A 20,926-nucleotide genomic window follows, 5' to 3' on the forward strand; every position below is an offset into this window, starting at 1 on the left:
ACTGCGGCAGACTGTCCCCATGGAGAAGATGACCGACGAAGAGTGGCGCGACTTCGTCTCCGAGGGCACCCGCACCGGCAAGGCGGGCGTCACCCGCAAGGACGGAACACCGCACGTCACGCCGGTCTGGTTCGTCCTCGACGGCGACGACGTGCTGTTCAACACCGGCCGCGACACCGTCAAGGGCCGTAGCCTGGCCCGCGACCCGCGCGTCTCGATCTGCGTGGACGACCAGACGCCGCCGTTCTCCTACGTGCTGCTCCAGGCCGAGGCGTCCCTCGTCGAGGACCTCGGCGAGATGCGCCGCTGGGCCACCGTCATCGGCCGCCGCTACATGGGCGCGGAACGCGCCGAGGAGTTCGGGGCCCGCAACGCCGTCCCCACCGAGTACCTCGTCCGCGCCCGCATCACCAAGGTGGTCGCCGAACGCGCCATCGCGGACTGACGGGTTCAGGCGTCGGGCCAGCCGGGGACGGGCGTGCCCGTCGCGAGGCGGAGCCGCTCGGCGAAGCTCTCGTGCAGCAGCGGACCCCACGCGTAGTCGCTCGGGACCCGCACCGCCTTTCCGAGCACCTCGTGCGTCTCGCCCGGCCGCCGCTCGGCCGGGCCGTCGGCGTACCGGACGCCGAGCAGCGCGTACATGTGGTCGAGGGCGCCGAAGGCCTCACCGGTGAGCGCGGGGAGCGTCCCGTCCGACGCCGCCTGCTCCAGGACCGGCTCCCACCACAGGTCGGCGGGTTCGCCGTCCTCCTCGCCGTCGCCGAAGTCGCGGCGCAGCCGCGCCCGGACCTGCCCCGCGGTGCCCGGGTCGGCCAGGCCCCGCCGCCACACCTCGCCCGCCTCGGCGGCGCGTCCCCGCAGCGGCAGCGTCCGCGCCAGCAGCTCGGTGGCCAGCGGCCCCACCTCCAGGTCGGGCGGCTCCTCCCCCAGCGCCGCGCCGAACGCGCCGATCGCCTGATCGAGGTAGGAGATGCCGAGCGCCACGGCGAGCCGCGCGTAGGCGTACGGGGCGGTGGCCCGGTCGATCAGCCTGAGCCCGGCGGCGAGGATCCGCTGGGCCCGCGCGGGATCGCCGCGTTCCAGCAGCCGCTGGGCCAGGTCGTGCGCGGCGGGCGGCCCGTACTCGGCGTCACCGGTCCCGATCACCGCCTCCCAGTGCTCGCGGGCCTCGTCGAACTCGCCGGCGTCGTCGGCGATCCGGGCGAGCGCCAGGTGGGCGGGCGGAAGGTAGGCGGCGTTGCCGAAGTCGACCACGACCCGCCAGGCGGGCGCCGCCCGGCCGTGCTCACCGGCCCGCTCGTGCGTGAGGGCCAGATGGTAGGCGGCGCGCGGCCCGTACTCGGGATCCCCGGTGGCGATCGCGGCGCGGTCCGCCTCCCGCGCCCCCTCCACGTCACCGGAGTCGTCGAGGACGACGGCCAGCCCCAGCGCGGCCTGCGCCCGCCAGGGCGTCTCACCGAGCGCGAGCACCCTCTCGAACAGCGGCGCCGCCCTCTCCGCCGCACCGTTCTCGGCGAGGTTCCGCGCCTCCTCGCACAACTGCGCCGGGTCGTCGGACACACGCTCCGGTGACTCGCTCATCGATCTGCCCTCTGGGGGTCGGGGTCGCCGGAAAAGCCTAGCGATCCGGCCCTTCCACGTCTCGCGGCGACACCCTGAACCTCACCAAGATCACGAATTGTGCCCCCGCTTCCGGGCTCAGTCCTCGAAGGCGTCCGGGGGCGGGCAGGAGCAGACGAGGTTGCGGTCGCCGTACGCCTGGTCGATGCGGCGGACGGGCGGCCAGTACTTGTCGTCGCGCAGGGCGGGGACGGGGTAGGCGGCCTCCTGGCGGGTGTAGGCGTGCTTCCAGTCGTCGGAGATGAGGCAGGCGGCGGTGTGCGGGGCGTTCTTGAGGGGGTTGTCCTCGCGGTCGTAGCCGCCGTCGGCGACCCGCTGGATCTCGCGGCGGATCTCGATCATGGCGTCGCAGAACCGGTCGAGCTCGGCGAGGTCCTCGGACTCGGTCGGCTCGATCATCAGGGTTCCGGCGACGGGGAACGACAGGGTCGGGGCGTGGAAGCCGTAGTCGATGAGGCGCTTGGCGACGTCCTCGGCGGTGATCCCGGTCTCCTTCGTGATCTTCCGGAGGTCGGCGATGCACTCGTGGGCGACGAGGCCGTTGCGGCCGGTGTACAGGATCGGGTAGTGCGGCGCGAGGCGGGCGGCGAGGTAGTTGGCGCCGACGATCGCACCCTCGGTGGCGGCGCGCAGGCCGTCCGGGCCCATCATCGCGATGTACGCCCAGGAGATCGGCAGGATGCCCGCCGAGCCCCACGGCGCCGCGGAGATCGGGCCGACGCCCGTCTCGGGGCCCGCCTCGGCGCGGAGCGGGTGGTTCGGCAGGAACGGGGCCAGGTGCTCGCGGACGCCGATCGGCCCGACGCCGGGGCCGCCGCCGCCGTGCGGGATGCAGAACGTCTTGTGCAGGTTGAGGTGCGAGACGTCCGACCCGAACTCGCCGGGACGGGCCAGGCCGACGAGCGCGTTGAGGTTGGCGCCGTCCACGTAGACCTGGCCGCCGGCCTCGTGCACGGCCGCGCACACGTCGGTGATCGTCTCCTCGAAGACGCCGTGCGTGGACGGGTAGGTCACCATGATCGCGGCGAGCCGGTCGCCGTGCCGGCCGATCTTGGCGTGCAGGTCGTCGAGGGCGACGTTGCCGCCTTCGTCGCACTTGACGACGACGACGCGCATCCCGGCCATGACGGCGCTGGCGGCGTTGGTGCCGTGCGCGGACGACGGGATCAGGCACACGTCCCGGTGCCGCTCGCCGCGGGATGCGTGGTAGCCGCGGATGGCGAGCAGGCCGGCCAGCTCGCCCTGCGAGCCGGCGTTCGGCTGGACGGAGACTTCGGCGTACCCGGTGATCTCGGCGAGCGCGCGCTCCAGTTCGCCGATCAGCTCGACGTAGCCGGCGGCCTGGTCGACGGGGGCGAACGGGTGGATGTCCGCGAACTCCGGCCAGGTGATCGGCTCCATCTCGGCGGTGGCGTTCAGCTTCATCGTGCAGGAACCGAGCGGGATCATGGAGCGGTCGAGGGCGATGTCCTTGTCCTGGAGTCTGCGCAGGTAGCGCAGCATCGCGGTCTCGGAGCGGTGCGCGTGGAAGACCGGGTGGGTCAGGTAGGGGCTCTCGCGGCGCAGCCCGTCCGGGAGCGCCTCGGCCGCCTCGGCGGCGCCGGCGGCCGGGACGCCGAACGCCTCCAGGACGGCGGTGACGTGCCGGGGCAGCGTCGTCTCGTCGCAGGCGATCCCGACGTGGTCGGCGCCGGCGGGACGCAGGTTGATCCCGCGCTCGCGGGCCGCGGCGACGACCTCCGCGGCGCGGCCGGGGACGCGGGCGAGGACGGTGTCGAAGAACGCGTCGTGGACGATCTCCACGCCGCCGCCGCGCAGCCCCGCGGCGATCTCCGCGGCGCGGCGGTGCGTCCGCTGGGCGATCGCGGCGAGTCCCTCCGGCCCGTGGTAGACGGCGTACATGCTCGCCATGACGGCGAGGAGGACCTGCGCGGTGCAGATGTTGCTGGTGGCCTTCTCGCGCCGGATGTGCTGCTCGCGGGTCTGCAGCGCCAGCCGGTGCGCGGGGGCGCCGCCGGCGTCGACGGACACGCCGACGAGCCGTCCGGGGAGCTGCCGCTGGATCCCCTCGCCGACCGCCATGTAGCCGGCGTGCGGGCCGCCGAAGCCGTACGGGACGCCGAACCGCTGCGTCGAGCCCACGGCGATGTCGGCGCCGGACTCGCCCGGCGGGCGCAGCAGCGTCAGCGCGAGCAGGTCGGCGGCGACGACGACCCTGGCGCCGCGGTCGTGCGCCTGGCCGATGACCGGCTCCAGGTCGCGGACGGCGCCGGACGCGCCCGGGTACTGCAGCAGCACGCCGAAGAAGTCCCCCTCGGGAAGCCCGCCGGCCAGGTCGGCGGTGACCACCTCGATGCCGAGCGGGACGGCCCGCGTCCGCACGACGTCGATCGTCTGCGGGAGGGCGTCGGCGTCGACCAGGAACGTCCCTGGGTCCTTGCGCCTGGAGACGCGGTGGGCGAGGGCCATCGCCTCTGCGGCGGCGGTTCCCTCGTCCAGCATGGACGCGTTCGCGACCGGCAGGCCCGTCAGGTCGGCGACCACGGTCTGGAAGTTCAGCAGGGCCTCAAGGCGCCCCTGGGATATCTCCGGCTGGTAGGGGGTGTAGGCGGTGTACCAGCCGGGGTTCTCCATGACGTTGCGCAGGATGACGGCCGGGGTGACCGTGCCGTGGTAGCCGAGGCCGATCATGGACGTCAGGACGGTGTTGCGGGCGGCGAGCTCGCGCAGCCGTTCCAGCGCGGCGGGCTCGCTCAGCGCGGGCGGCAGGTCCAGCGGCCTGGACGTGCGGATCGCGGCGGGCACCGCGTCGTCGATGAGGGCCTCGATGCCGGAGTAGCCGATCACGGCGAGCATCCGGGCCTGGTCGGCGGCGGAGGGGCCGACATGCCGGTCGGCGAACGTGGAACGGGGGTGCTGCGGCGAGGCCACGGGGGCGAAGAACTGGGCGGTCATGGAGAGCCTCCTGGCTGCTGCGATGCTCAGATCCGCCGCCGGCGCGGGGCCGGCGGCCGGTCTCCCCCTCTGTCATCGGCACCTGAGAGCTTCACCCGCGCGGCGGGGTTTCCCCTTCGGTGAGACGCCCTTCCCCGCGTGCGGGGACCGACGCCTGCTTTCCAGAGGTGCCTCGCCCAGCGGTCCTTTTGCCTGAGAGGTTCCGGGGAGGTTGCCCCTTCGGCGCCCCACGCTGGCGGCGTGGGGTCTCTCCCGCACAGGGTCGACGGCATGTCCTCGACAAACCCTACCCAAAGCCGCGGCCCGGGATCGGCCCTCCCCGGCCCGGCGCGAGCGACCGGCGGCATCCCGCCTTACCAATGAGTAGGATATGGAGGTCTGACCTGGGAGGTAACGGGCCTCGGGGCCTCGGGACGCGAGATGGGGCTGCCGGTGCACACACGACGGCCGGACGGCCGCCGGCCGCTCGACGGCGCGCCGCCGGTTCTGGGACGCTGATCGCGATGACGGATGGTCAGGGCGGCGGTACGGCGTGACGCAGACCCGCGACGGAACGGTGCGTCCCAGGCAGGGCGCGGCCTCAGGTGTGCCCGTCGACGAGCCCGCCCAGCCCGACCGGATCCGCCGCCCGTCGGACGCCATCAGGTTCGCCGCGTCGGTGACCGGCCTGGCGGCGGTGATGCTGCTGGTGTCGTTCGCGAAGGGGACGACGCACGGCCTGCACGCCGACATCCAGGAGGGCACCGCGCACGCGCCCTGGCTGCTGCTGTCCCTGGCCACGCTGATCTCCAGCTTCGGCGTGCTGGCCGCGCCGATCGCGTTCGGCATCGAGCGGCTGTTCCACAAGGACGGGACGCGTGTCGCGATCGCGCTGCTGGCCGCCATGATCGCATTCGGGATCACGGTCGGGCTGGACGACCTCGTGGTGCGGGCGGCGCCCGGCGGCGTCTTGGACTCGCTGATCTGGGGCGGCACGGAGACGGCCCCCATCCACACCGACATCGCCCCCGTGATCGCTTTCGTCAGCGCGGTCGGAATGGCCGGGCGCGCCCGGTGGCAGGCCGCGACGTGGACGATGATCGGGCTGGCGGCGCTGACCGGCCTCACCGCCAACTACGCCTCGGTGTCCGCGCTGGCGGCCACCTACTTCCTCGGACGCGCCATCGGCCACGGCACCCTGTACGTCGTCGGCACGCCGAACCCGCGTCCCGCGGGCACGGCGGTCGTCGCGGCGCTCGAACGGCTCGGGCTGCGCCCGGAGCGGGCCGCGCGCCTGGACGACCCCGCCGGCGGCGCCGAGGAGACCCGCCGGTACGGCGTCGTCCTCGCCCCCCGTCCCGAGGACGGGGACGGGGACGGGGACGAGGAGGGGGACGGCGGCGGTGCGCGTCTCCCGGTCCGCCACGGCGGCCGCGGCGAATGGGACCTCGAACTCCGCGTCTTGGACCGCGACCAGCAGACGGCGGGGGTGCTGTATCGCGTCTGGCGGCTGCTGCGGCTGCGGTCCACGACGACGGGGCGGGCGCTGCGGTCGCTGCGCAGGTCCCTGGAGCAGGAGTCGCTGATGGCGTACGCGGTGGACGCCGCGGGCGCCCGGACCCCCCGTCTGGTCGGCACGTCGGAGGTCGGCACGGAGGCGGCGCTGCTGGCGTTCGAGCACGTGCCGGGGCGGCGGCTCGCCGACGTCCCCGGCGAGGAGATCACCGACGCGCTGCTGACGGACGTGTGGCGGCAGTTCCGTTCGCTGCAGGCGGGCCGGCTCGCGCACCGGCGGCTGCAGGACGAGGCCATCGTGGTCGGCGGCGACGGCCGCGCCTACATCACCGACCTGCGGGCCGGGGAGACCGCGTCGGGCGACCTGGCGCTGCGGCTCGACCTGGCGCAGCTGCTGACGACGCTCGCGCTGCGGGCGGGGCCGGAGCGGGCGGTCCGCACCGCCGCGTCGGTGCTGGGCGAGGAGCCTCTGGCCGCCGCGGTGCCGCTGCTGCAGAGGGTGGCGCTGTCGCGGACGACCCGGACGGCGCTGCGCCACGACCGGGAGGTGCTGACCCGCATCCGGGAGCAGATCGTCCGGTTGAAGCCGGAGACGGAGGTCGCACCGGCCAGGCTGGAACGGTTCCGGCCCCGGACGATCTTCAGCATCGTGGCGCTGTCGATCGCGGCCTACATCGTCATCCCGCAGGTCGCGAGCATGGACGTGGGGACCATGGCGTCCGCGGCGAGCTGGCACTGGGCCCTGGCCGCGCTGGGCGGGGCGGCCCTCACCTACGTGGCCGCGGCGCTCATGCTGATGGGGTTCGTGCCGGAGCGGCTGCCGCTGGGGCGGACGGTGCTGGTCCAGGTCGCCGCGTCGTTCGTGAAGCTGGTGGCGCCGGCGGCCGTGGGCGGCGTCGCGGTCAACACCCGCTACCTGCAGCGCTCGGGGCTGCGGCCCGGCCTGGCGGTGGCGAGCGTCGGCGCGTCGCAGCTGATGGGGCTGGTCACGCACATCCTGCTGCTGATCCTGTTCGGGTTCCTCACCGGCTCGACGACGAAGGCGACACAGGACCTCGCGCCGTCCCGCACGATCGTCATCGCGGTGCTGTCGCTGGGGCTGCTGGCGGGGCTGGCGATGACCGTCCCGCGGGTCCGGCGGGAGGTCACGTCGCGGCTGAAGAGCATGTTCTCCGGTGTGGTGCCCCGGCTGGTGGACGTCCTGCAGACCCCGAAGAAGCTGGTCACGGGAATGGGCGGGACGCTGCTGCTGACGGCGGCGTTCGTGCTCTGCCTGGACGCCTCGATCCGCGCCTTCGGCGGGTCGCTGCCGCTGACGACCGTCGTGGTGGTCTTCCTCACCGCCAACGCGGTCGGGTCGGCGGCACCGACGCCCGGTGGCCTCGGCGCCGTCGAGGGGGCCCTGACGCTCGCGCTGACGATCTCGGGGCTCACCGCGGAGACGGCGACGTCGGCGGTGCTGCTCTTCCGGCTTCTCACGCTGTGGTTGCCGGTCCTGCCGGGATGGGGCGCGTTCACCTACCTGCAGCGCCGGGAGTCGCTCTGATCGCCTGCCCGTGGTCGTCAGGCCGTGGTCGTCAGGCCGTGGTCGTCAGGCCGTGGTCGTCAGGCCGTGGTCGTCAGCCGGTGCGGCGGGCGCGCCGCCGGCCGGCCAGTTCGTCGTGGGGGTGCTCGGACGGGTCGTCGTCGGCGGCGGCGGCCCGCTCACCGGGTAGTTCCGCGAGGCTGCCCTCCACCTCCTGCCACACCCTCCCGAGCGCGATGCCGAACACGCCCTGCCCGCCTTGCAGCAGATCGACGACCTCGTCGGGCGAAGTGCACTCGTACACGCTGACGCCGTCGCTCATCAGCGTGATCTGCGCCAGGTCCCGGACGCCCCGGTCCCGCAGGTGGGTGACGGCCGTGCGTATCTGCTGCAGCGACACACCGGTGTCCAGGAGCCGCTTCACGACCTTCAGGACGAGGATGTCGCGGAAGCTGTAGAGCCGCTGGCTGCCCGACCCGTGCGCCGGCCGCACGCTCGGCTCCACCAGTTTCGTGCGCGCCCAGTAGTCGAGCTGCCGGTAGGTGATCCCCGCCGCCGAGCACGCGGTCGGGCCGCGGTAACCGACATCCTCCGGCGGCGCCGAGACCTGGGTTTCGAAGAGCAGGCCCTGCTCTCCGGCCTGCCGGGACGCCATGTGCCTGTCGGGGGTCGCCTTGCCCTCGCCGCTGCTCACCGCCACGCGGACCTCCGGCTTCTATCAGCCCGTGCCGCTTCGTCAAGGGGGTTTGACGAATTACACCACGGGTGTTCCACCAGCACGGTAGGTGCCGGTCAGGGTGTGGTCAACGTTCACCGTCGGCGCGTCGCATGCCCGGATGAACCGGCTTCACGTGGGCAAACTGCGCACCTTCACCGCCTCACCACTCTTACCCCGGAGGCCGCCCGGTAAAAACCGGCAGGTCCGGGGCGATGCACAACCAATCGCGGCAGGGCATGACCATACACCCGAGGGTGACATTCCCCACGTTCGCTCTATGCCCCGCGCAGTCGCGGTCATGCGGACCCGGCGGCGGGCGTCCGTCAGCCCGCGCGGCCGAAGTCCTCCGGGGAGATGGTGTCGAGGAACTCGCGGAACTTCTCCACCTCGTCCTCCTGCTCGTCCGGGATGGCCACTCCGGCCTCTTCGAGGACGTCCTCGCTGGCGAAGATCGTGGCGCCGGTGCGCAGGGCCAGGGCGATGGAGTCGGAGGGGCGGGCGCTCACCTCGACGCCGTTGGAGAAGATGAGGTCGGCGAAGAAGATGCCTTCGCGCAGCGCCGTGATGTTGACGGTGCGGAGCTGCACGCTGAGGGCGTCGAGCACGTCGCGGAACAGGTCGTGGGTGAGGGGGCGGGCGGGCAGAACCCCCTGCTGGGCGAAGGCGATCGCGGTCGCTTCCACCGCCCCGATCCAGATGGGCAGGTAACGATCGCCCTCCGTCTCCTTCAACAGGACGATCGGCTGATTGGAGGGCATCTCGACCCGGACGCCGACGACCTCCATCTGCTTCACTGCGGCTCCCTGCTGGTTCTCGCTATCTCGATCACCACGTGCAGCGGATCGATTCGTGACCGAACCCTGTAGCCAACGTACACCCCGCCCCGGACAGCTCGTGTTGCCGCGGGTCCGGCAAAATCCTCCGCGGCGCCCATGATCAGCGGTCGAGGCTTTCACGGAGACCGGCCGACACCAGGGCGGCGTGGAGCCTGACCGACAGGGCGGCGATCTCCCGCGCGATCTCGGCGGCCTGCTCGTGGGCGCCCCGGCTGCGGCGCCGCAGCTGCGGCGCGACCATCTGCTCGATGAGGCCCGCCTGCCGGTCGGCGGCGGCCTTGACCGCCCGCAGGTGCCGGACCTCGAATCCGAACTCGCCGAGCGCCGCGGCGGCCCGCGCGATGCTGAGCGCGTCGCCCTCGTAGTGCGCGCCGGCCCTGCGGACGAGCCCGTACTCCTCCAGCCTGGCCAGGAGGGCCTCGTCGATGCCGGCGCCGTCCAGGAGCTGGCGGCGCGTCAGCCGGACGGCGGGGTCGTCGGCGGTGGTGTCGGCGGCGACGAGCGTGCGGGGGCGGCGCTGCGGCGTACCGGGGTCGCCGGGCTTGCGGGAGCCGAGCGGCGGAACGCTCTCGCCGCGGTCGCACGCCTCCAGATGCTGCCGGATGACGCGCAGCGGCAGGTAGTGGTCGCGCTGCGCGGCGAGGACGAACCGGAGCCGCTCCACGTCGGCGGCGCCGAACTTGCGGTAGCCGGACGGGCTGCGCTGCGGCTCGACCAGGCCCTCGGACTCCAGGAACCGGATCTTGGAGATGGTGATGTCGGGGAATTCGGGCCGGAGCAGCCCGAGGACGTCCCCGATCGTCATCAGGGACCGGGCTGGCTGCGCGTTCAAGGCCCCTCCCATCGTCGCCGCGACCTCGTGTCGTGCTCGCCGTGCTCCGCCGGTCAGCCGTGCGCCGGGTTGGTCAGGAACACCAGCCGGAACTTTCCGATCTGGACCTCGTCGCCGCCCGACAGCGCGGCCTGGTCGATCCGCTGCCGGTTGACGTAGAGGCCGTTGAGGCTGCCCACGTCGCGGACGGAGAACGCACCGCCCTGGCGGGAGAACTCGGCATGCCTGCGGGAGACGGTGACGTCGTCCAGGAAGATGTCGCTCTCGGGGTGCCGGCCGGCGGATGTGCGGTCCTTGTCGAGGAGGAAGCGGCTGCCGGCATTGGGGCCCCGCTTGACCACGAGCAGCGCCGTCCCCGGAGGGAGGGCCTCCATGGCCATCTGGTCGGGGCCGGCCGGCTCCTCGGCGCCCGCGTCGGTGTCCAGGGCCTCGAACCCGCCGATGGAGATCGTGGACGTGGACTCACCAGGGGACTCGCGGGGAGGCGGCGACGGCGAACTCCGCGTCAGCGGAGTGCCGCAGTTCGAGCAGAAGCGGGCATCGTCCGGGTTGGCGTGACCGCACTGCGTGCAGTAGACGCTCGGCATCGATCGGCTCGGCCTCCTACCATCGGCGTACCGCCCGCGGCCGTCCCGCCGCAGCGGGAGCCGCCTGCGCCACGCGCATCCATCAAACCAACCCACGCCGGGGACCCGTCCCCCGACCACGGTCCAACTCACCGGCCGCTCACGCGACGGTCGCCGCAACTTACGCGGGTATTACCCGAGGGGTCAACTGGAACGGTGAGCCGACCGGTCCAAACTACATTCGTCAATGATCGCAGGTCTATGCCGCCGCGCGGACGGCCCGATCGCGACGCCTGTGCCGGGCGCCCGGTTCACCGCTTCCCCCGTTCCCTCTACGGAGACCGTATCGCGCCGACGGTCACTTTCGCGCGCGGGTTGATCAGGACGGACGCCCCCGCTCCCTGGAGCGTCTTCACCAGGCCGCCGGGGATGTTCAGGGCGGTCGTCATCGTGTGGGGGTCGCCGATGGCGAGGAAGCGGTACGGGGCGGTGAGGGGCTCCCCGTCGGCCAGGATGCCGCCGGGGCCGTCCAGGAAGTAGGTGTCGACCCCGGCGCGCACGTTGTTGACCTGGACGACCTCCGCGCCCGCGTCCCGGAGTTCCTCCAGGGCGTCGAGCAGGTTGATCGCCTTGACGCCGCCGCCCGGGTCGCCGACCACCATCTCGATGCCGGGCCCCTCGGCGGGGACCGTTCCCGCCAGCAGGCCGTAGGTGGCCGCCCGCTCGCGGGCCTCCTCCAGCGCGGTCTCGCCTTCGGCGTCCCGTTCCAGCTCGGCCCTGGTCTCCTCCAGCTCGCGCAGGTCGCCTCGCAGCCGCTCGGACCGCTGGCCCAGATCGGACAGGATTCCGACGAGCTCGTCCTGCCGCGCGGTGGCGAACGTGGTGTCCCGCCCGGTCGACTCGACCTGGGCGACGACGGCGAAGCCCAGCAGGAGGCACAGCACCCCGCCGGCGAGCTGGCCCCGGCTGACTCGCGGCCTCAACAGCGCGGCGAGCCCGCGCAGGCCGGCGGGCTCGGCCGGACGCTCGTCCGCGCCGGTGTCCGGACGCCCGTTCCCGGGCCCGCCGTCCCCGCGTTCGCTCTCGTTCATCGTCATGCCCCGAACAGCCTCCGCCGGATGCCCGCCACGTTGGAGAAGATCCGGATGCCGAGGACGACCACGACACCGGTGGACAGCTGGGAGCCGACGCCGAGCTTGTCGCCGAGGAAGACGATCAGCGCGGCGACGACGGTGTTGCCGACGAAAGAGACCACGAACACCTTCTCGTCGAAGATGCCCTCCAGGCGGGCGCGGACGCCGCCGAACACGGCGTCCAGCGCCGCGACGATCGCGATCGGCAGGTACGGCAGCAGCCAGAGCGGCACGTCCGGCTGCAGCAGCAGGCCCAGCGCCACGCCGATCACCAGCCCGATGAGCGCGATCACGCCCGGGTCACCTCTCTCACGGGCCGTCCTCCCCGCGGGGGACGGCGTACCGCAGCCGGACCGGCCCCGCGGCGGGCAGGCGCACGTCCGGCGCGCGGCGCGTACGGTACCTGATCCGGTAGCGGTCCTTCAGCGCCCGCAGGCGCCGGTCGGCGGCCGAGCCCGCGAAGGCGTCCCGCAGGCCGCCGGGGTCGCCCAGCGCCGTCACCTCGTAGGGCCGGGCGAGCGGCCGGTAGTCGACCATGATCGCCTCACCGGCGGTGCGGATCGCGGTCGTCGCCGTGAGCCGCTGGCCGTTGACGGCGATCGCCCGGGCGCCCGCCGCCCAGAGCCCGTTCACCAGGACCTGGAGATCCTGATCATAGACGCGGGCGCCCGCGGCGGCCTCGTCCCGCGTGCCGGGCGCGTCCGGATCGCCGCGCGGCGCGTCGTCCAGTGTGATCACCAGGCCCTCGCCGGCGACGGGCGCGGCGGCCGCCGCCGCGGCCGCGCGGGCCAGCCGGGCCCGGGCGCGGCGGCCGGCGTCGCTGCGGGCCAGCGCCGCGGCGCGCCGCCGCTCGGTCTCGGCCCGGAGCCGGCCGAGCCGGTGCTGCAGGCCGTCGGTCTCGGCGGTGCGGGCGTTGATCTCGCCGACGAGCCGGGAGCGCTGCTCGGCGGCGACGGGCTCGCTGCGGCGCACCTCCGCCCCCGCGACCGTGACCAGCGCCCCGGTGAGGACGAGGACGAGCAGGACACCGCTCCCCCGCAGCCGTCCCCGCCGGGGGCCGGGGGCGCCCGGCCGGTCCGCGCGGCGGGCCCGCCGCGCGGCGGCCTCCGCGTACCCGGGGTCGAGGAGCTTGCCCGCGAACAGGTCGGCGAGCAGCGACATGGACGCGTCGGGCCGCCGCCATCCGGGGGCGTCGTCGTCCTTCCGCGCGATCATCGCCCCATCATGGCAAGGGACGGCGGACGGCGCGGCATCAGCCGTCCCTCGGCAGGCGGAGGATGTACCCGACCCGCGGCACCGTGTGGATGAGGCGGGGGCCGCGGTCGTCGAGCTTGCGGCGGAGGCGGCTGATGGAGGTCTGGACGACGCCGTCGCCGCCGTCGAAGTCGTAGGGCCAGACATGGTCGAGGAGCCGCCTTTTCGCCAGCACCCGGCCGGAGTTGAGGAGCAGGTAGCGCAGGAGGGTGAACTCGGTGGGGGTCAGGCCGATCGGGACGCCGCCGCGCCGTACCTCGCAGGCGTCCTCGTCGAGTTCCAGGTCGGCGATCGTCAGCCGGGCCCGTTCCCGCGCGGAGGGCCGGGTGCGGCGCAGCACGGCGCGGATGTGCGCGATCAGCTCCGCGAGGCTGAACGGCTTGGCCATGTGGCCGTCCGCGGCGGTGGTGGGGCCCTTGGACTCGTCCCCGGCGGCGTCGCGGTCCGCGAGGAACACGACCGGCGCCTCGCAGCCGGCCCGCCGCAGCCGGGTGCGGGCGTCCGCGCCGGGCCCGTCCGGCAGCATCGCGTCCAGGACGATCAGGTCGGGGCCGAACCGCGGGACGCCCGCCAGCGCCTCGGCGGCGGACCCGGCCACGGCCGTCTCGAAGCCCTCGTAGCGCAGCGCGGTCGCGACGAGCTCCGCGAGGCGGGCATCGCCGTCCACGACGAGGATCTTGGTGGGGGTCACGTGCCCAGTCTTCCCGCTGATCGCCGTGGGCCCGCACGCGGGCCCTCCGCTGCGGGCCGGGCGGTGGCGATACGGGCGGTGGCGATACGGGCGGTGGCGGGTCAGGCGGTGGCGGGGCGGCCGAGGCCCATGTGGACGGCGAGGCCGGCGAGCACCGATCCCATCAGGTAGCGCTGGGCCCGCTGCCAGCCGGGCCGCCGGGCCAGGAACACGGCGATGCCGCCCGCGCCGAGCACGATGAGGGCGTTGACGGCGACGGCGACGGCGATCTGGGTGACGCCGAGCAGCATGCTCTGGACGGCGACGTGGCCGCGGTCCGGGTCGGTGAACTGCGGCAGCAGCGACACGTACAGGATCGCGATCTTGGGGTTGAGCAGGTTGGTGACCAGGCCCATGGTGAACAGCCGGCGCGGCCGGTCGGCGGGCGGGTCCGCGGCGGCGAACGCCGCCGTCCCGCCCGGCCGGACCGTCCGCCAGGCCAGCCACAGCAGGTAGACCGCCCCGGCGGCCTTGATGGCCGTGTAGAGCGGCGGGACGAGCGTGAAGACGGTGGTGATCCCGGCGGTGGCGGCGGCGACGTAGACCAGGAACCCGGCGGTGACGCCGGCGAGCGAGATCAGCCCGGCGCGGCGGCCCTGCGCCACCGACCGGGACACCAGGTAGATCATGTTGGGGCCCGGGGTGAGGACGAGGCCGAGGGCGATGAGGGCGATGGCCGCCATGGCGGTGAACGAGATCATTATGCTCCTGGTGCATTGAATGACCCGAGCCTAGATCTCGTAACTTTCTCAGTGCAATAATTAAATTGATCTCGGTGCAATCAAACTTGGGGGGTGGCGATGGAGGACTACCGGAAAGTCGCGGACGCGGTGGCCGCCGAGATCCGGGCGGGCCGGCTGCGGCCGGGCGACCGGCTGCCCCCGCAGCGCACGTTCGCACGGGAGCGCGGCATCGCGAACTCGACGGCGAGCCGCGTCTACCGGGAACTCGCCCGGCGCGGACTCGCGGTGGGCGAGGTGGGGCGGGGCACGTTCGTCCGCGCGGCCGGGCGCCCGTCCGGCCCGGCGCTGTCGGAGCCGGCGGACGCGCGCGTCGACCTGGAGCTCAGCTACCCCGAGGTGCCGGAGCAGAGCGGGCTGATGGCCGCCGGAATGGAGCGGCTGCTGCGCCCGGACGTCCTCGGCGCGGCGCTCGGTCCCGCCGGCGTCACCGGGACGCCCGCCGCCCGCGAGGCGGCGGCCGCGCTGCTGGCCGCGCCGGGCTGGCGGCCCGAACCGTCCGGCGTCCTGTTCGCCGGGAACGGGCGGCAGGCGATCGCGGGCGCCGTGGCCGCCCTCGTGCCGCCCGGCGGGAGGCTCGCGGTCGAGGCGGTCACCTACCCGGTGATCAAGGGCATCGCGGCGCGGCTCGGCGTCACGCTCGTCCCGGTCGAGGCCGACGAGCACGGCCTGTGCCCGGACGCCCTGGCCCGCGCCCACCGCGGCACCCCGCTCGGCGCCGTGTACGTCCAGCCGACGCTGCACAATCCGTACGGGACGACCATGCCGCAGGAGCGCCGCGCCGACCTGGCCGCCGCCCTGGAACGGCTCGGCCTGCACGCGATCGAGGATCGCATCTGGGCGTTCCTCCGGGAGGGCGGCCCGGCGCCGCTGGCGGCGGCGGCCGCGGATCGCACCGTGCTCGTCGACAGCCTGTCCAAGCGTCTCTCCCCCGGCCTGAGCATCGGGTTCGCCGTCCCGCCCGCCGCGCTGGCCGGGCGCGTCGCCGCCGCCCTGCGCTCCGGTGCGTGGGCGCCGCCGGGGTTCGCGCTGGAGGCGGCGTCCGGCTGGATCGCCGACGGCACCGTCGAGTCGGTGACCCGCGCCAAGCGCGTGGACGCCGCGTCCCGCCTGCGGCTCGCCGGCGAGCTGCTCCCGGGCGCCGCCGCCCCGTCCGGCCCGTCCTACTTCTGCTGGTGGGACCTGCCGCCGCGGTGGCGGGCGGAGACCTTCGTGGCGGCGGCGGCGCGGCGCGGGATCGCCGTGACGCCCGGCGCCGCCTTCGTCGCCGGAACCGGGTCCGCTCCCCGCGCCGTCCGCGTCGGGCTCGCCTCCCCGCCCCCGCGGGCCCTCGCCGCCGCCCTCGGCGTCCTCGCCGAGATCGCCGCCGGGTCCCCCGAGGACGTTCCCGTCGACTGACGTCCCGCCGGGTCAGGAGCCCGCGCGTTCGACGACGACGGCCCACTCCTCCAGGAGCGCCTGCGCCGCGTCGGCGTCCGGCCCCTCGGCCCAGAGGTGCGTGACGGGCTCGGCGGGGTCGGGCAGGACGAGGACCCAGCGGCCGTCGTCCTCGACCACGCGGACACCGTCGGTGGTGTCGACCGTGCGGTCGCCGGCGGCCTCCACCACATGCCGCATCACGCTGCCCTTGGCCGCCCACGGCGTCGGGACGGAGCGGCGCAGCAGGTGCGCGTCCGGGATGCGGCGGTCGATCTGCGACAGCGTCAGCCGCGTCCGGGCGACCAGGCCGACGAGTCGGACGAACGCCGCGATCCCGTCGACCGTGCCGCTGAACTCCGGCATCAGGAACCCGCCCCGCCCGTCCCCCGCGAAGACCACGCTGGGCTGCGCGGCGGCCTTGGTGAGGACGTCCTGGGACGTGGACGTCCACTCGACCTGGACGCCGTGGAACCGGCACACCTGCTCGGCGACCCGCGTCGTCGTCACCGGCAGCGCGACCTTGCCGCCGCGCCGCTCCGCCGCGACGAGGTCCAGCATGACGAGGAGGGCCCGGTCGTCGCCGACCAGCTCGCCGTTCTCGTCCACCAGGGAGATCCGCTCCCCCACCGGGTCGAACCGGACGCCGAACGCGGCCCGCGACGACGACACCAGCTCACCGAGCCGCTCCAGGTCGCGCATGCGCTCGGCGAGCGTCTCGGTCGGGTTGGCCTCGTCCAGGCCGGCATTGCGGGTGAGGACCTCCACCCCGACCTTGCCGAGCAGGTTCGGCAGGACGAGCGAGGCGACGCCGCCCGCGCAGTCCAGGACGATCTTGAGCTCGGCCTCGCGGACCCCGCGGATGTCGACGCGCCGCAGCAGGTCGCGGGTGTAGGTCTCCACGACGCGCGGCGGGTAGGCGAGTTCGGCGATCTCGCCGGGGAACGCGCGGCGGTACTCCTGCCGGCCGAAGACGCGTTCCAGCTTGCGCTGCGCGGCCTGGGACAGGTCGGCCCCGTCGGGGTCGAGGAAGATGATGTCGACGCCCTGCGGGTCGCCGAGCGTGGTGCGGATGTAGATGCCGCCGACGCTGTCCTCGCGCCCGGTCTCGAACCGGGCGACGGTCAGCGGCGTCGCCTCCAGGTCGTGGACGTTGATCGCGCTGGCGGTCAGGGCGCTGTTCACCGCGCGTTTCAGCGTGCGGGCCGCGCGGGAGACGTCGCGTCCGGTGACGACCGTGGTGCCCTTCTTCAGCGTCGTCGCGTACGCGCTGGCGAGCCGCACCGCCAGCTCCGGCGTGATCTCCACGTTGACCAGGCCGGACACGCCGCGCGGCCCGAACAGGTTGCGCTGACCGCGCGACTCCCAGATCACGCTGGTGTTGACGACCGCGCCGGCCTCGATGGTCTTGAACGGGTAGACCTTCACGCCGCTGGAGACGTACGCCTCCGCCTCGATGACGCACTCGTCCCCGATGACCGCGCCCTCCTCGACGCGGGCGCCGGCCATGATGTCGGTGTTCTTGCCGACCACGCAGCCGCGCAGGTTCGTCGACGGCGCGACGAACACGTTGTCGTGGACGATGGCGCGGTGCAGGAACGCGCCCTCCTTCACCACCACGTTGCTGCCGAGGACTGTGTACTCCCGCAGTTCGACGCCCGCCTCGACCTTGGCGTAGTCGCCGATGTAGAGCGGGCCCTTCAGGACGGCCTCGGAGTCGACCTCGGCGCCTTCGGCGACCCAGACGCCGGGTGACACCTCGAACCCGTCCAGGTCGATGCCGACCGCCCCCGACAGCATGTCGGCCTGCGCCTTGAGGTAGCTCTCGTGGGTGCCGACGTCCTCCCAGTAGCAGTCGGCGATGTACCCGAACAGCGGTGCGCCTTCGGCCAGCAGCTTGGGGAACACGTCCCCGGACCAGTCGACCGGCTCCCCCGGCGCGACGTGCTCCAGGACCTCCGGCTCCATCACGTAGATGCCGGTGTTGACGGTGTCGGAGAACACCTGGCCCCACGTGGGCTTCTCCAGGAACCGCTGCACGCGGCCCTCGTCGTCCACGATGATGATGCCGAACTCCAGCGGGTTCGGGACGCGTTTGAGCCCGATCGTGACGAGGGCGCCGTTCTCCTCGTGGAACCGCACCATGTCGGTCAGATCGATGTCGGTGAGCGCGTCACCGGAGATCACCAGGAACCGGTCGTCGCGCAGCGCCTCCTCGGCATTCTTGACGCTGCCGGCGGTGCCGAGCGGGATCTCCTCCGTCGCGTAGCTCAGCGACATGCCGAGTTCCTCGCCGTCGCCGAAGTAGTTGCGGATCAGCGCGGCCAGGAACTGGACGGTGACGACGGTCTCGCTGAACCCGTGCTTCTTCAGCAGCCGCAGCACATGCTCCATGATCGGCCGGTTGACGAGCGGAAGCAGGGGCTTGGGCTGGTTGGCGGTCATCGGACGCAGCCGCGTCCCCTCGCCTCCCGCCATCACGACGGCCTTCATCGGGGGGTCTCAGCTCCCTTCTGGTCGCCGGCCGACGGATCCGCGCCCGGTCCCCCCGGCTCATCCGGTTCCGGCGCGGGGCCCGGCCCGGAGGCCGGGGACGAGCTGCGGCCGGCCAGCACAAGTTGCCGCGTCTGCGTCCAGTAGAGGACGGCCGCCCACCAGTACAGGCCCGTTCCCCAGATGGCGAACGACCATCCGGTGACCTTCGCCGCGGTCGCAGCGCCGCCGTCGTGGTCGCCCAGCAGCAGCAGCGGGAACGCGTACAGCAGGCACATCGTCCCGGCCTTGCCGATGAAGTGCACCGGAAGCGTCCCGCTGTACCCGAGCCGCCGGACGATCGGCGCGATCGGCAGGATCGCGAACTCGCGGGCCACCAGCACCAGCACCAGCCACAGCGGGATGATGTCGCGGATCGTGAGCCCGATGAGCGTCGCCAGGATGTAGAGGCGGTCGGCCGCCGGGTCGAGGACCGTCCCGAGCCTGCTCATCTGGTTCAGTGCGCGCGCCAGCTTGCCGTCCAGCCAGTCGGACAGTCCCGCGAAGACGAGCACGCCGAGGGCCCACCAGTCCGCCTCGACGAGCACGAGCCACAGGAACAGCGGGACGCCCACGAGCCGGGCCAGGCTCAGGCTGTTCGGCACCGTGAAGATCCGGTCCTGCGGGGCTCCCTGCTGTGTGCTCACCGACGCGTTCGCCTCCCCTGGTCCCTTGATCCTGACCCTACCGGTAAGGGTTGTGAAAGCCCCCGATGACGTCGCCCGCAGCGGCCGCCGGCGCCCGGGGCGGCCTGGACCGGATCCTCTCCCCGGCCCGCACGCCCTGAGCGCCGCGGGACCGGCAGGTCACCGCGGGCTGACGGCGTCCGCGAGCGGGAGGACGGCCGTGACGACGAAACCGCCGCCGTCTCCCGGGCCGGCGTCGAGCGTCCCGCCGACGCTGCGCGCCCGCTCGATCATCCCGAGGATCCCGAAACCCTCGGGAGCCGCGCCGGACGGTCCCGTCCCGTCGTCGGCGACCCGGACGACGAGGCCTCCCGCGTCGCGGGTCAGGCGCACCTCCACGCGCCGCGCCGCCGCGTGCTTGACGACGTTGGTCAGGGCCTCCTGCACGATCCGGTACGCCGCGACGCCGATCTCCGGCGGCAGCGGCCCGGCACCGGCGCCGCCGGGCCCCTCCCGCAGGGAATCGGCGTCGAACCCGACCTCGATCCCGGTGGCGCGCGCCGCCCGCACCAGGTCGGCGATCCCGTCCGGGCCGGGCAGCGTCGCGGAGGTCTCGACGTCGGTGCCGCGCAGGACCTGCAGGGTGCCGCGCAGTTCCGTGCGGGCGTCGCGGCACGTCTGCGCGATCGCCCCGAACACGTCCGCCAGCTCCGCCCGGTCGAGCGGCCGGTCGGCGTGCAGCAGGTGGGAGGCGGCCCCGGCCTGGACGCCGATGACCGTGATGCTGTGGGCGAGGAGGTCGTGCAGGTCCCGGGCGATCCGCAGCCGCTCCTCGGCGACCCGGCGCCGGGCCTCCTCCTCCCGCGTCCGCTCGGCCCGCTCGGCCCGCTCGGTGATCGTCGCCAACCGGGCCCGGTGCACCCGCCATACCTGGACGGCGATCACGACGGCCACGACGGCCTCGATGACCGCGATCTGCTCCCGCAGCGAACCGCCGCCGGCCCGCATCGCCATCCCGAACACGCACACGGCCAGCAGGAACGCCACCACGGTGACGACGGCCCGCACCCGGCGCCCGAGCACCGCGTAGGCGAACAGCGCGATCACCTCGGCGGGCACCAGCGCGTGGTGCTGGAACTGCGCCAGGTGATAGGGCAGCACCAGGATCACCAGGGCGACCAGACCCGGGGCGGGCCACCTCCTGATCAGCGCGAGCGGGACGTGCGCGGCGATCAGCAGCAGAGCGCCGGGCACGTCCAGCGCCCGCACACCGGGCCACATGACCGCCACCACGGCCGCGACGGCCGCCAGCAGCGTCGTGAGCAGGGCGTCTCTCGCCGTCACACCGATCCGGGGCACCACCACGCGCCCATCTTCCCCGACGCCCGCGCCCCGCGCGAACCGCCTCGGCCCTGGTTCTGCGGACCCGTCACGAAGGGCCGGCGGTCTCCGCCCCCCGCCGCGCCCGAGATCCGCGAGGTGGCGGTCAGGTGTCCGGGGTGCAGGTGAGGACGGGTTTCACGTCCAGGATCGGGGTGCCGTCCAGGGCCTCCAGGTCCCGGACGCGCAGGCGGTTCCCCGCGGCCTCGAGGATCTCGACCGGGTGCAGGCCGATCGGGTTCGGGCGGTCCGGTGAGCGGGTCGCGAAGACGCCGCGCATCGGGGCGGCGAGGTCGTCGCGCGGATGGACCCGCAGGACGTCGCGCGGTGACAGGTGCAGCCAGGTCAGGACGAAGACCCGGTCGCCCGGCCGCAGGCCGTCGAGGGCGTCGAGGACGGACGGCTCGAAGACCAGCCACGCCTCGGGTGAGCCCTCCGGCCCCTGTTTGGGCGCGGCGGCGCGGTCGGTCAGCGTGGACTCGACGTGGCCGACCGCGGTCACGGTGAAATCGTCGGGCATGCGTCCGATTCTCTCAGGCCGCCTCTATCCCATGGACGCCGGTTGCGGC

18 protein-coding genes and 2 riboswitches are annotated in these 20,926 nt (G+C 73.8%); of the genes, 3 read left to right on the plus strand and 15 right to left on the minus strand.

What is annotated here, in order from left to right; genetic code table 11:
- Positions 1-19 precede the first annotated feature (19 nt).
- Positions 20-445, plus strand: coding sequence for a PPOX class F420-dependent oxidoreductase (locus ACGFK0_RS19750; RefSeq protein ID WP_392906592.1), 426 nt, complete (start codon positions 20-22; stop codon positions 443-445).
- A gap of 5 nt (positions 446-450) precedes the next feature.
- Here the strand turns inward: ACGFK0_RS19750 and ACGFK0_RS19755 are convergent, their stop codons facing one another.
- Together ACGFK0_RS19755 and gcvP are read right to left on the minus strand one after the other, a co-directional pair.
- Positions 451-1,581, minus strand: coding sequence for a tetratricopeptide repeat protein (locus tag ACGFK0_RS19755; RefSeq protein ID WP_392906593.1), 1,131 nt, complete (start codon positions 1,579-1,581; stop codon positions 451-453).
- A 117-nt stretch (positions 1,582-1,698) separates the two neighbouring features.
- Positions 1,699-4,575 (minus strand): aminomethyl-transferring glycine dehydrogenase, encoded by a 2,877-nt coding sequence (gene gcvP / locus ACGFK0_RS19760; protein ID WP_392906595.1) that lies wholly within the window; start codon positions 4,573-4,575, stop codon positions 1,699-1,701.
- Positions 4,576-4,637: 62 nt separating this feature from the next.
- Positions 4,638-4,745, minus strand: a riboswitch (glycine riboswitch).
- Positions 4,746-4,840, minus strand: a riboswitch (glycine riboswitch).
- 267 nt (positions 4,841-5,107) lie between these two features.
- On the opposite strand from gcvP, the gene ACGFK0_RS19765 reads away from it, so the two are divergent.
- Positions 5,108-7,615 carry a YbhN family protein gene (locus ACGFK0_RS19765; RefSeq protein WP_392906597.1) on the plus strand — a complete coding sequence of 836 codons (2,508 nt, stop codon included), beginning with the start codon at positions 5,108-5,110 and terminating at the stop codon, positions 7,613-7,615.
- Positions 7,616-7,688: 73 nt separating this feature from the next.
- On the opposite strand, the gene ACGFK0_RS19770 is transcribed toward ACGFK0_RS19765, so the two are convergent.
- The 9 genes from ACGFK0_RS19770 to ACGFK0_RS19810 form a co-directional block, all read right to left on the minus strand.
- Positions 7,689-8,294, minus strand: coding sequence for a MerR family transcriptional regulator (locus tag ACGFK0_RS19770; RefSeq protein ID WP_392906599.1), 606 nt, complete (start codon positions 8,292-8,294; stop codon positions 7,689-7,691).
- Positions 8,295-8,635: 341 nt separating this feature from the next.
- Positions 8,636-9,106, minus strand: coding sequence for a bifunctional nuclease family protein (locus ACGFK0_RS19775; protein WP_067468341.1), 471 nt, complete (start codon positions 9,104-9,106; stop codon positions 8,636-8,638).
- Positions 9,107-9,248: 142 nt separating this feature from the next.
- Entirely contained in the window at positions 9,249-9,980 is a 732-nt protein-coding gene (locus ACGFK0_RS19780; protein ID WP_392906601.1) for a MerR family transcriptional regulator, read from the minus strand.
- 53 nt (positions 9,981-10,033) lie between these two features.
- Positions 10,034-10,567, minus strand: coding sequence for an FHA domain-containing protein (locus tag ACGFK0_RS19785; protein ID WP_392906602.1), 534 nt, complete (start codon positions 10,565-10,567; stop codon positions 10,034-10,036).
- A 311-nt stretch (positions 10,568-10,878) separates the two neighbouring features.
- Positions 10,879-11,643, minus strand: a complete 765-nt coding sequence (locus tag ACGFK0_RS19790; protein ID WP_392906604.1) for a DUF881 domain-containing protein — start codon at positions 11,641-11,643, stop codon at positions 10,879-10,881.
- Positions 11,640-11,972, minus strand: a complete 333-nt coding sequence (locus tag ACGFK0_RS19795) for a small basic family protein (RefSeq protein WP_392906606.1) — start codon at positions 11,970-11,972, stop codon at positions 11,640-11,642. The genes ACGFK0_RS19790 and ACGFK0_RS19795 overlap by 4 nt, the downstream gene beginning before the upstream one ends.
- Positions 11,973-11,988: 16 nt before the next feature.
- Positions 11,989-12,894, minus strand: coding sequence for a DUF881 domain-containing protein (locus ACGFK0_RS19800; protein WP_392906607.1), 906 nt, complete (start codon positions 12,892-12,894; stop codon positions 11,989-11,991).
- A 37-nt stretch (positions 12,895-12,931) separates the two neighbouring features.
- Complete coding sequence (locus ACGFK0_RS19805; protein WP_392906609.1) at positions 12,932-13,624, minus strand: response regulator transcription factor; 693 nt, start codon at positions 13,622-13,624, stop codon at positions 12,932-12,934.
- A gap of 101 nt (positions 13,625-13,725) precedes the next feature.
- The gene (locus tag ACGFK0_RS19810) at positions 13,726-14,364 is read right to left on the minus strand and encodes a LysE family translocator (protein ID WP_392906611.1); all 639 of its coding nucleotides are present in this window, start codon (positions 14,362-14,364) and stop codon (positions 13,726-13,728) included.
- A 99-nt stretch (positions 14,365-14,463) separates the two neighbouring features.
- Between ACGFK0_RS19810 and ACGFK0_RS19815 the strand changes: the two genes are divergently transcribed.
- Complete coding sequence (locus ACGFK0_RS19815) at positions 14,464-15,801, plus strand: PLP-dependent aminotransferase family protein (protein WP_392906952.1); 1,338 nt, start codon at positions 14,464-14,466, stop codon at positions 15,799-15,801.
- A 12-nt stretch (positions 15,802-15,813) separates the two neighbouring features.
- On the opposite strand, the gene ACGFK0_RS19820 is transcribed toward ACGFK0_RS19815, so the two are convergent.
- The 4 genes from ACGFK0_RS19820 to tsaA all read right to left on the minus strand — a co-directional run bounded on the left by ACGFK0_RS19820 (position 15,814) and on the right by tsaA (position 20,877).
- Positions 15,814-18,312 carry a sugar phosphate nucleotidyltransferase gene (locus tag ACGFK0_RS19820; RefSeq protein ID WP_392906612.1) on the minus strand — a complete coding sequence of 833 codons (2,499 nt, stop codon included), beginning with the start codon at positions 18,310-18,312 and terminating at the stop codon, positions 15,814-15,816.
- On the minus strand, positions 18,309-18,998 hold the full coding sequence (locus ACGFK0_RS19825; protein WP_392906614.1) for a CDP-alcohol phosphatidyltransferase family protein: 690 nt from the start codon (positions 18,996-18,998) through the stop codon (positions 18,309-18,311). Before ACGFK0_RS19825 ends, ACGFK0_RS19820 begins: the two co-directional genes overlap by 4 nt.
- Before the next feature lie 159 nt (positions 18,999-19,157).
- The gene (locus ACGFK0_RS19830) at positions 19,158-20,342 is read right to left on the minus strand and encodes a sensor histidine kinase (protein ID WP_392906615.1); all 1,185 of its coding nucleotides are present in this window, start codon (positions 20,340-20,342) and stop codon (positions 19,158-19,160) included.
- 121 nt (positions 20,343-20,463) lie between these two features.
- Positions 20,464-20,877: a tRNA (N6-threonylcarbamoyladenosine(37)-N6)-methyltransferase TrmO gene (gene tsaA, locus ACGFK0_RS19835; RefSeq protein WP_392906617.1), complete on the minus strand. Its 414-nt coding sequence runs from the start codon at positions 20,875-20,877 to the stop codon at positions 20,464-20,466.
- Positions 20,878-20,926 lie beyond the last annotated feature (49 nt).

The organism is Spirillospora sp. NPDC048823 (assembly GCF_043198445.1).
GTDB lineage: Bacteria > Actinomycetota > Actinomycetes > Streptosporangiales > Streptosporangiaceae > Spirillospora.

What these genes read in the sequence shown, in the direction of transcription:
- ACGFK0_RS19750 (WP_392906592.1), top strand. Translation starts at nt 20, where the DNA reads ATGGAGAAGATGACCGACGAAGAGTGGCGCGACTTCGTCTCCGAGGGC.
- ACGFK0_RS19755 (WP_392906593.1), bottom strand. Translation starts at nt 1,581, where the DNA reads ATGAGCGAGTCACCGGAGCGTGTGTCCGACGACCCGGCGCAGTTGTGC.
- gcvP (WP_392906595.1), bottom strand. Translation starts at nt 4,575, where the DNA reads ATGACCGCCCAGTTCTTCGCCCCCGTGGCCTCGCCGCAGCACCCCCGT.
- ACGFK0_RS19785 (WP_392906602.1), bottom strand. Translation starts at nt 10,567, where the DNA reads ATGCCGAGCGTCTACTGCACGCAGTGCGGTCACGCCAACCCGGACGAT.
- ACGFK0_RS19790 (WP_392906604.1), bottom strand. Translation starts at nt 11,643, where the DNA reads ATGACGATGAACGAGAGCGAACGCGGGGACGGCGGGCCCGGGAACGGG.
- ACGFK0_RS19800 (WP_392906607.1), bottom strand. Translation starts at nt 12,894, where the DNA reads ATGATCGCGCGGAAGGACGACGACGCCCCCGGATGGCGGCGGCCCGAC.
- ACGFK0_RS19810 (WP_392906611.1), bottom strand. Translation starts at nt 14,364, where the DNA reads ATGATCTCGTTCACCGCCATGGCGGCCATCGCCCTCATCGCCCTCGGC.
- ACGFK0_RS19815 (WP_392906952.1), top strand. Translation starts at nt 14,464, where the DNA reads ATGGAGGACTACCGGAAAGTCGCGGACGCGGTGGCCGCCGAGATCCGG.
- ACGFK0_RS19820 (WP_392906612.1), bottom strand. Translation starts at nt 18,312, where the DNA reads ATGAAGGCCGTCGTGATGGCGGGAGGCGAGGGGACGCGGCTGCGTCCG.
- tsaA (WP_392906617.1), bottom strand. Translation starts at nt 20,877, where the DNA reads ATGCCCGACGATTTCACCGTGACCGCGGTCGGCCACGTCGAGTCCACG.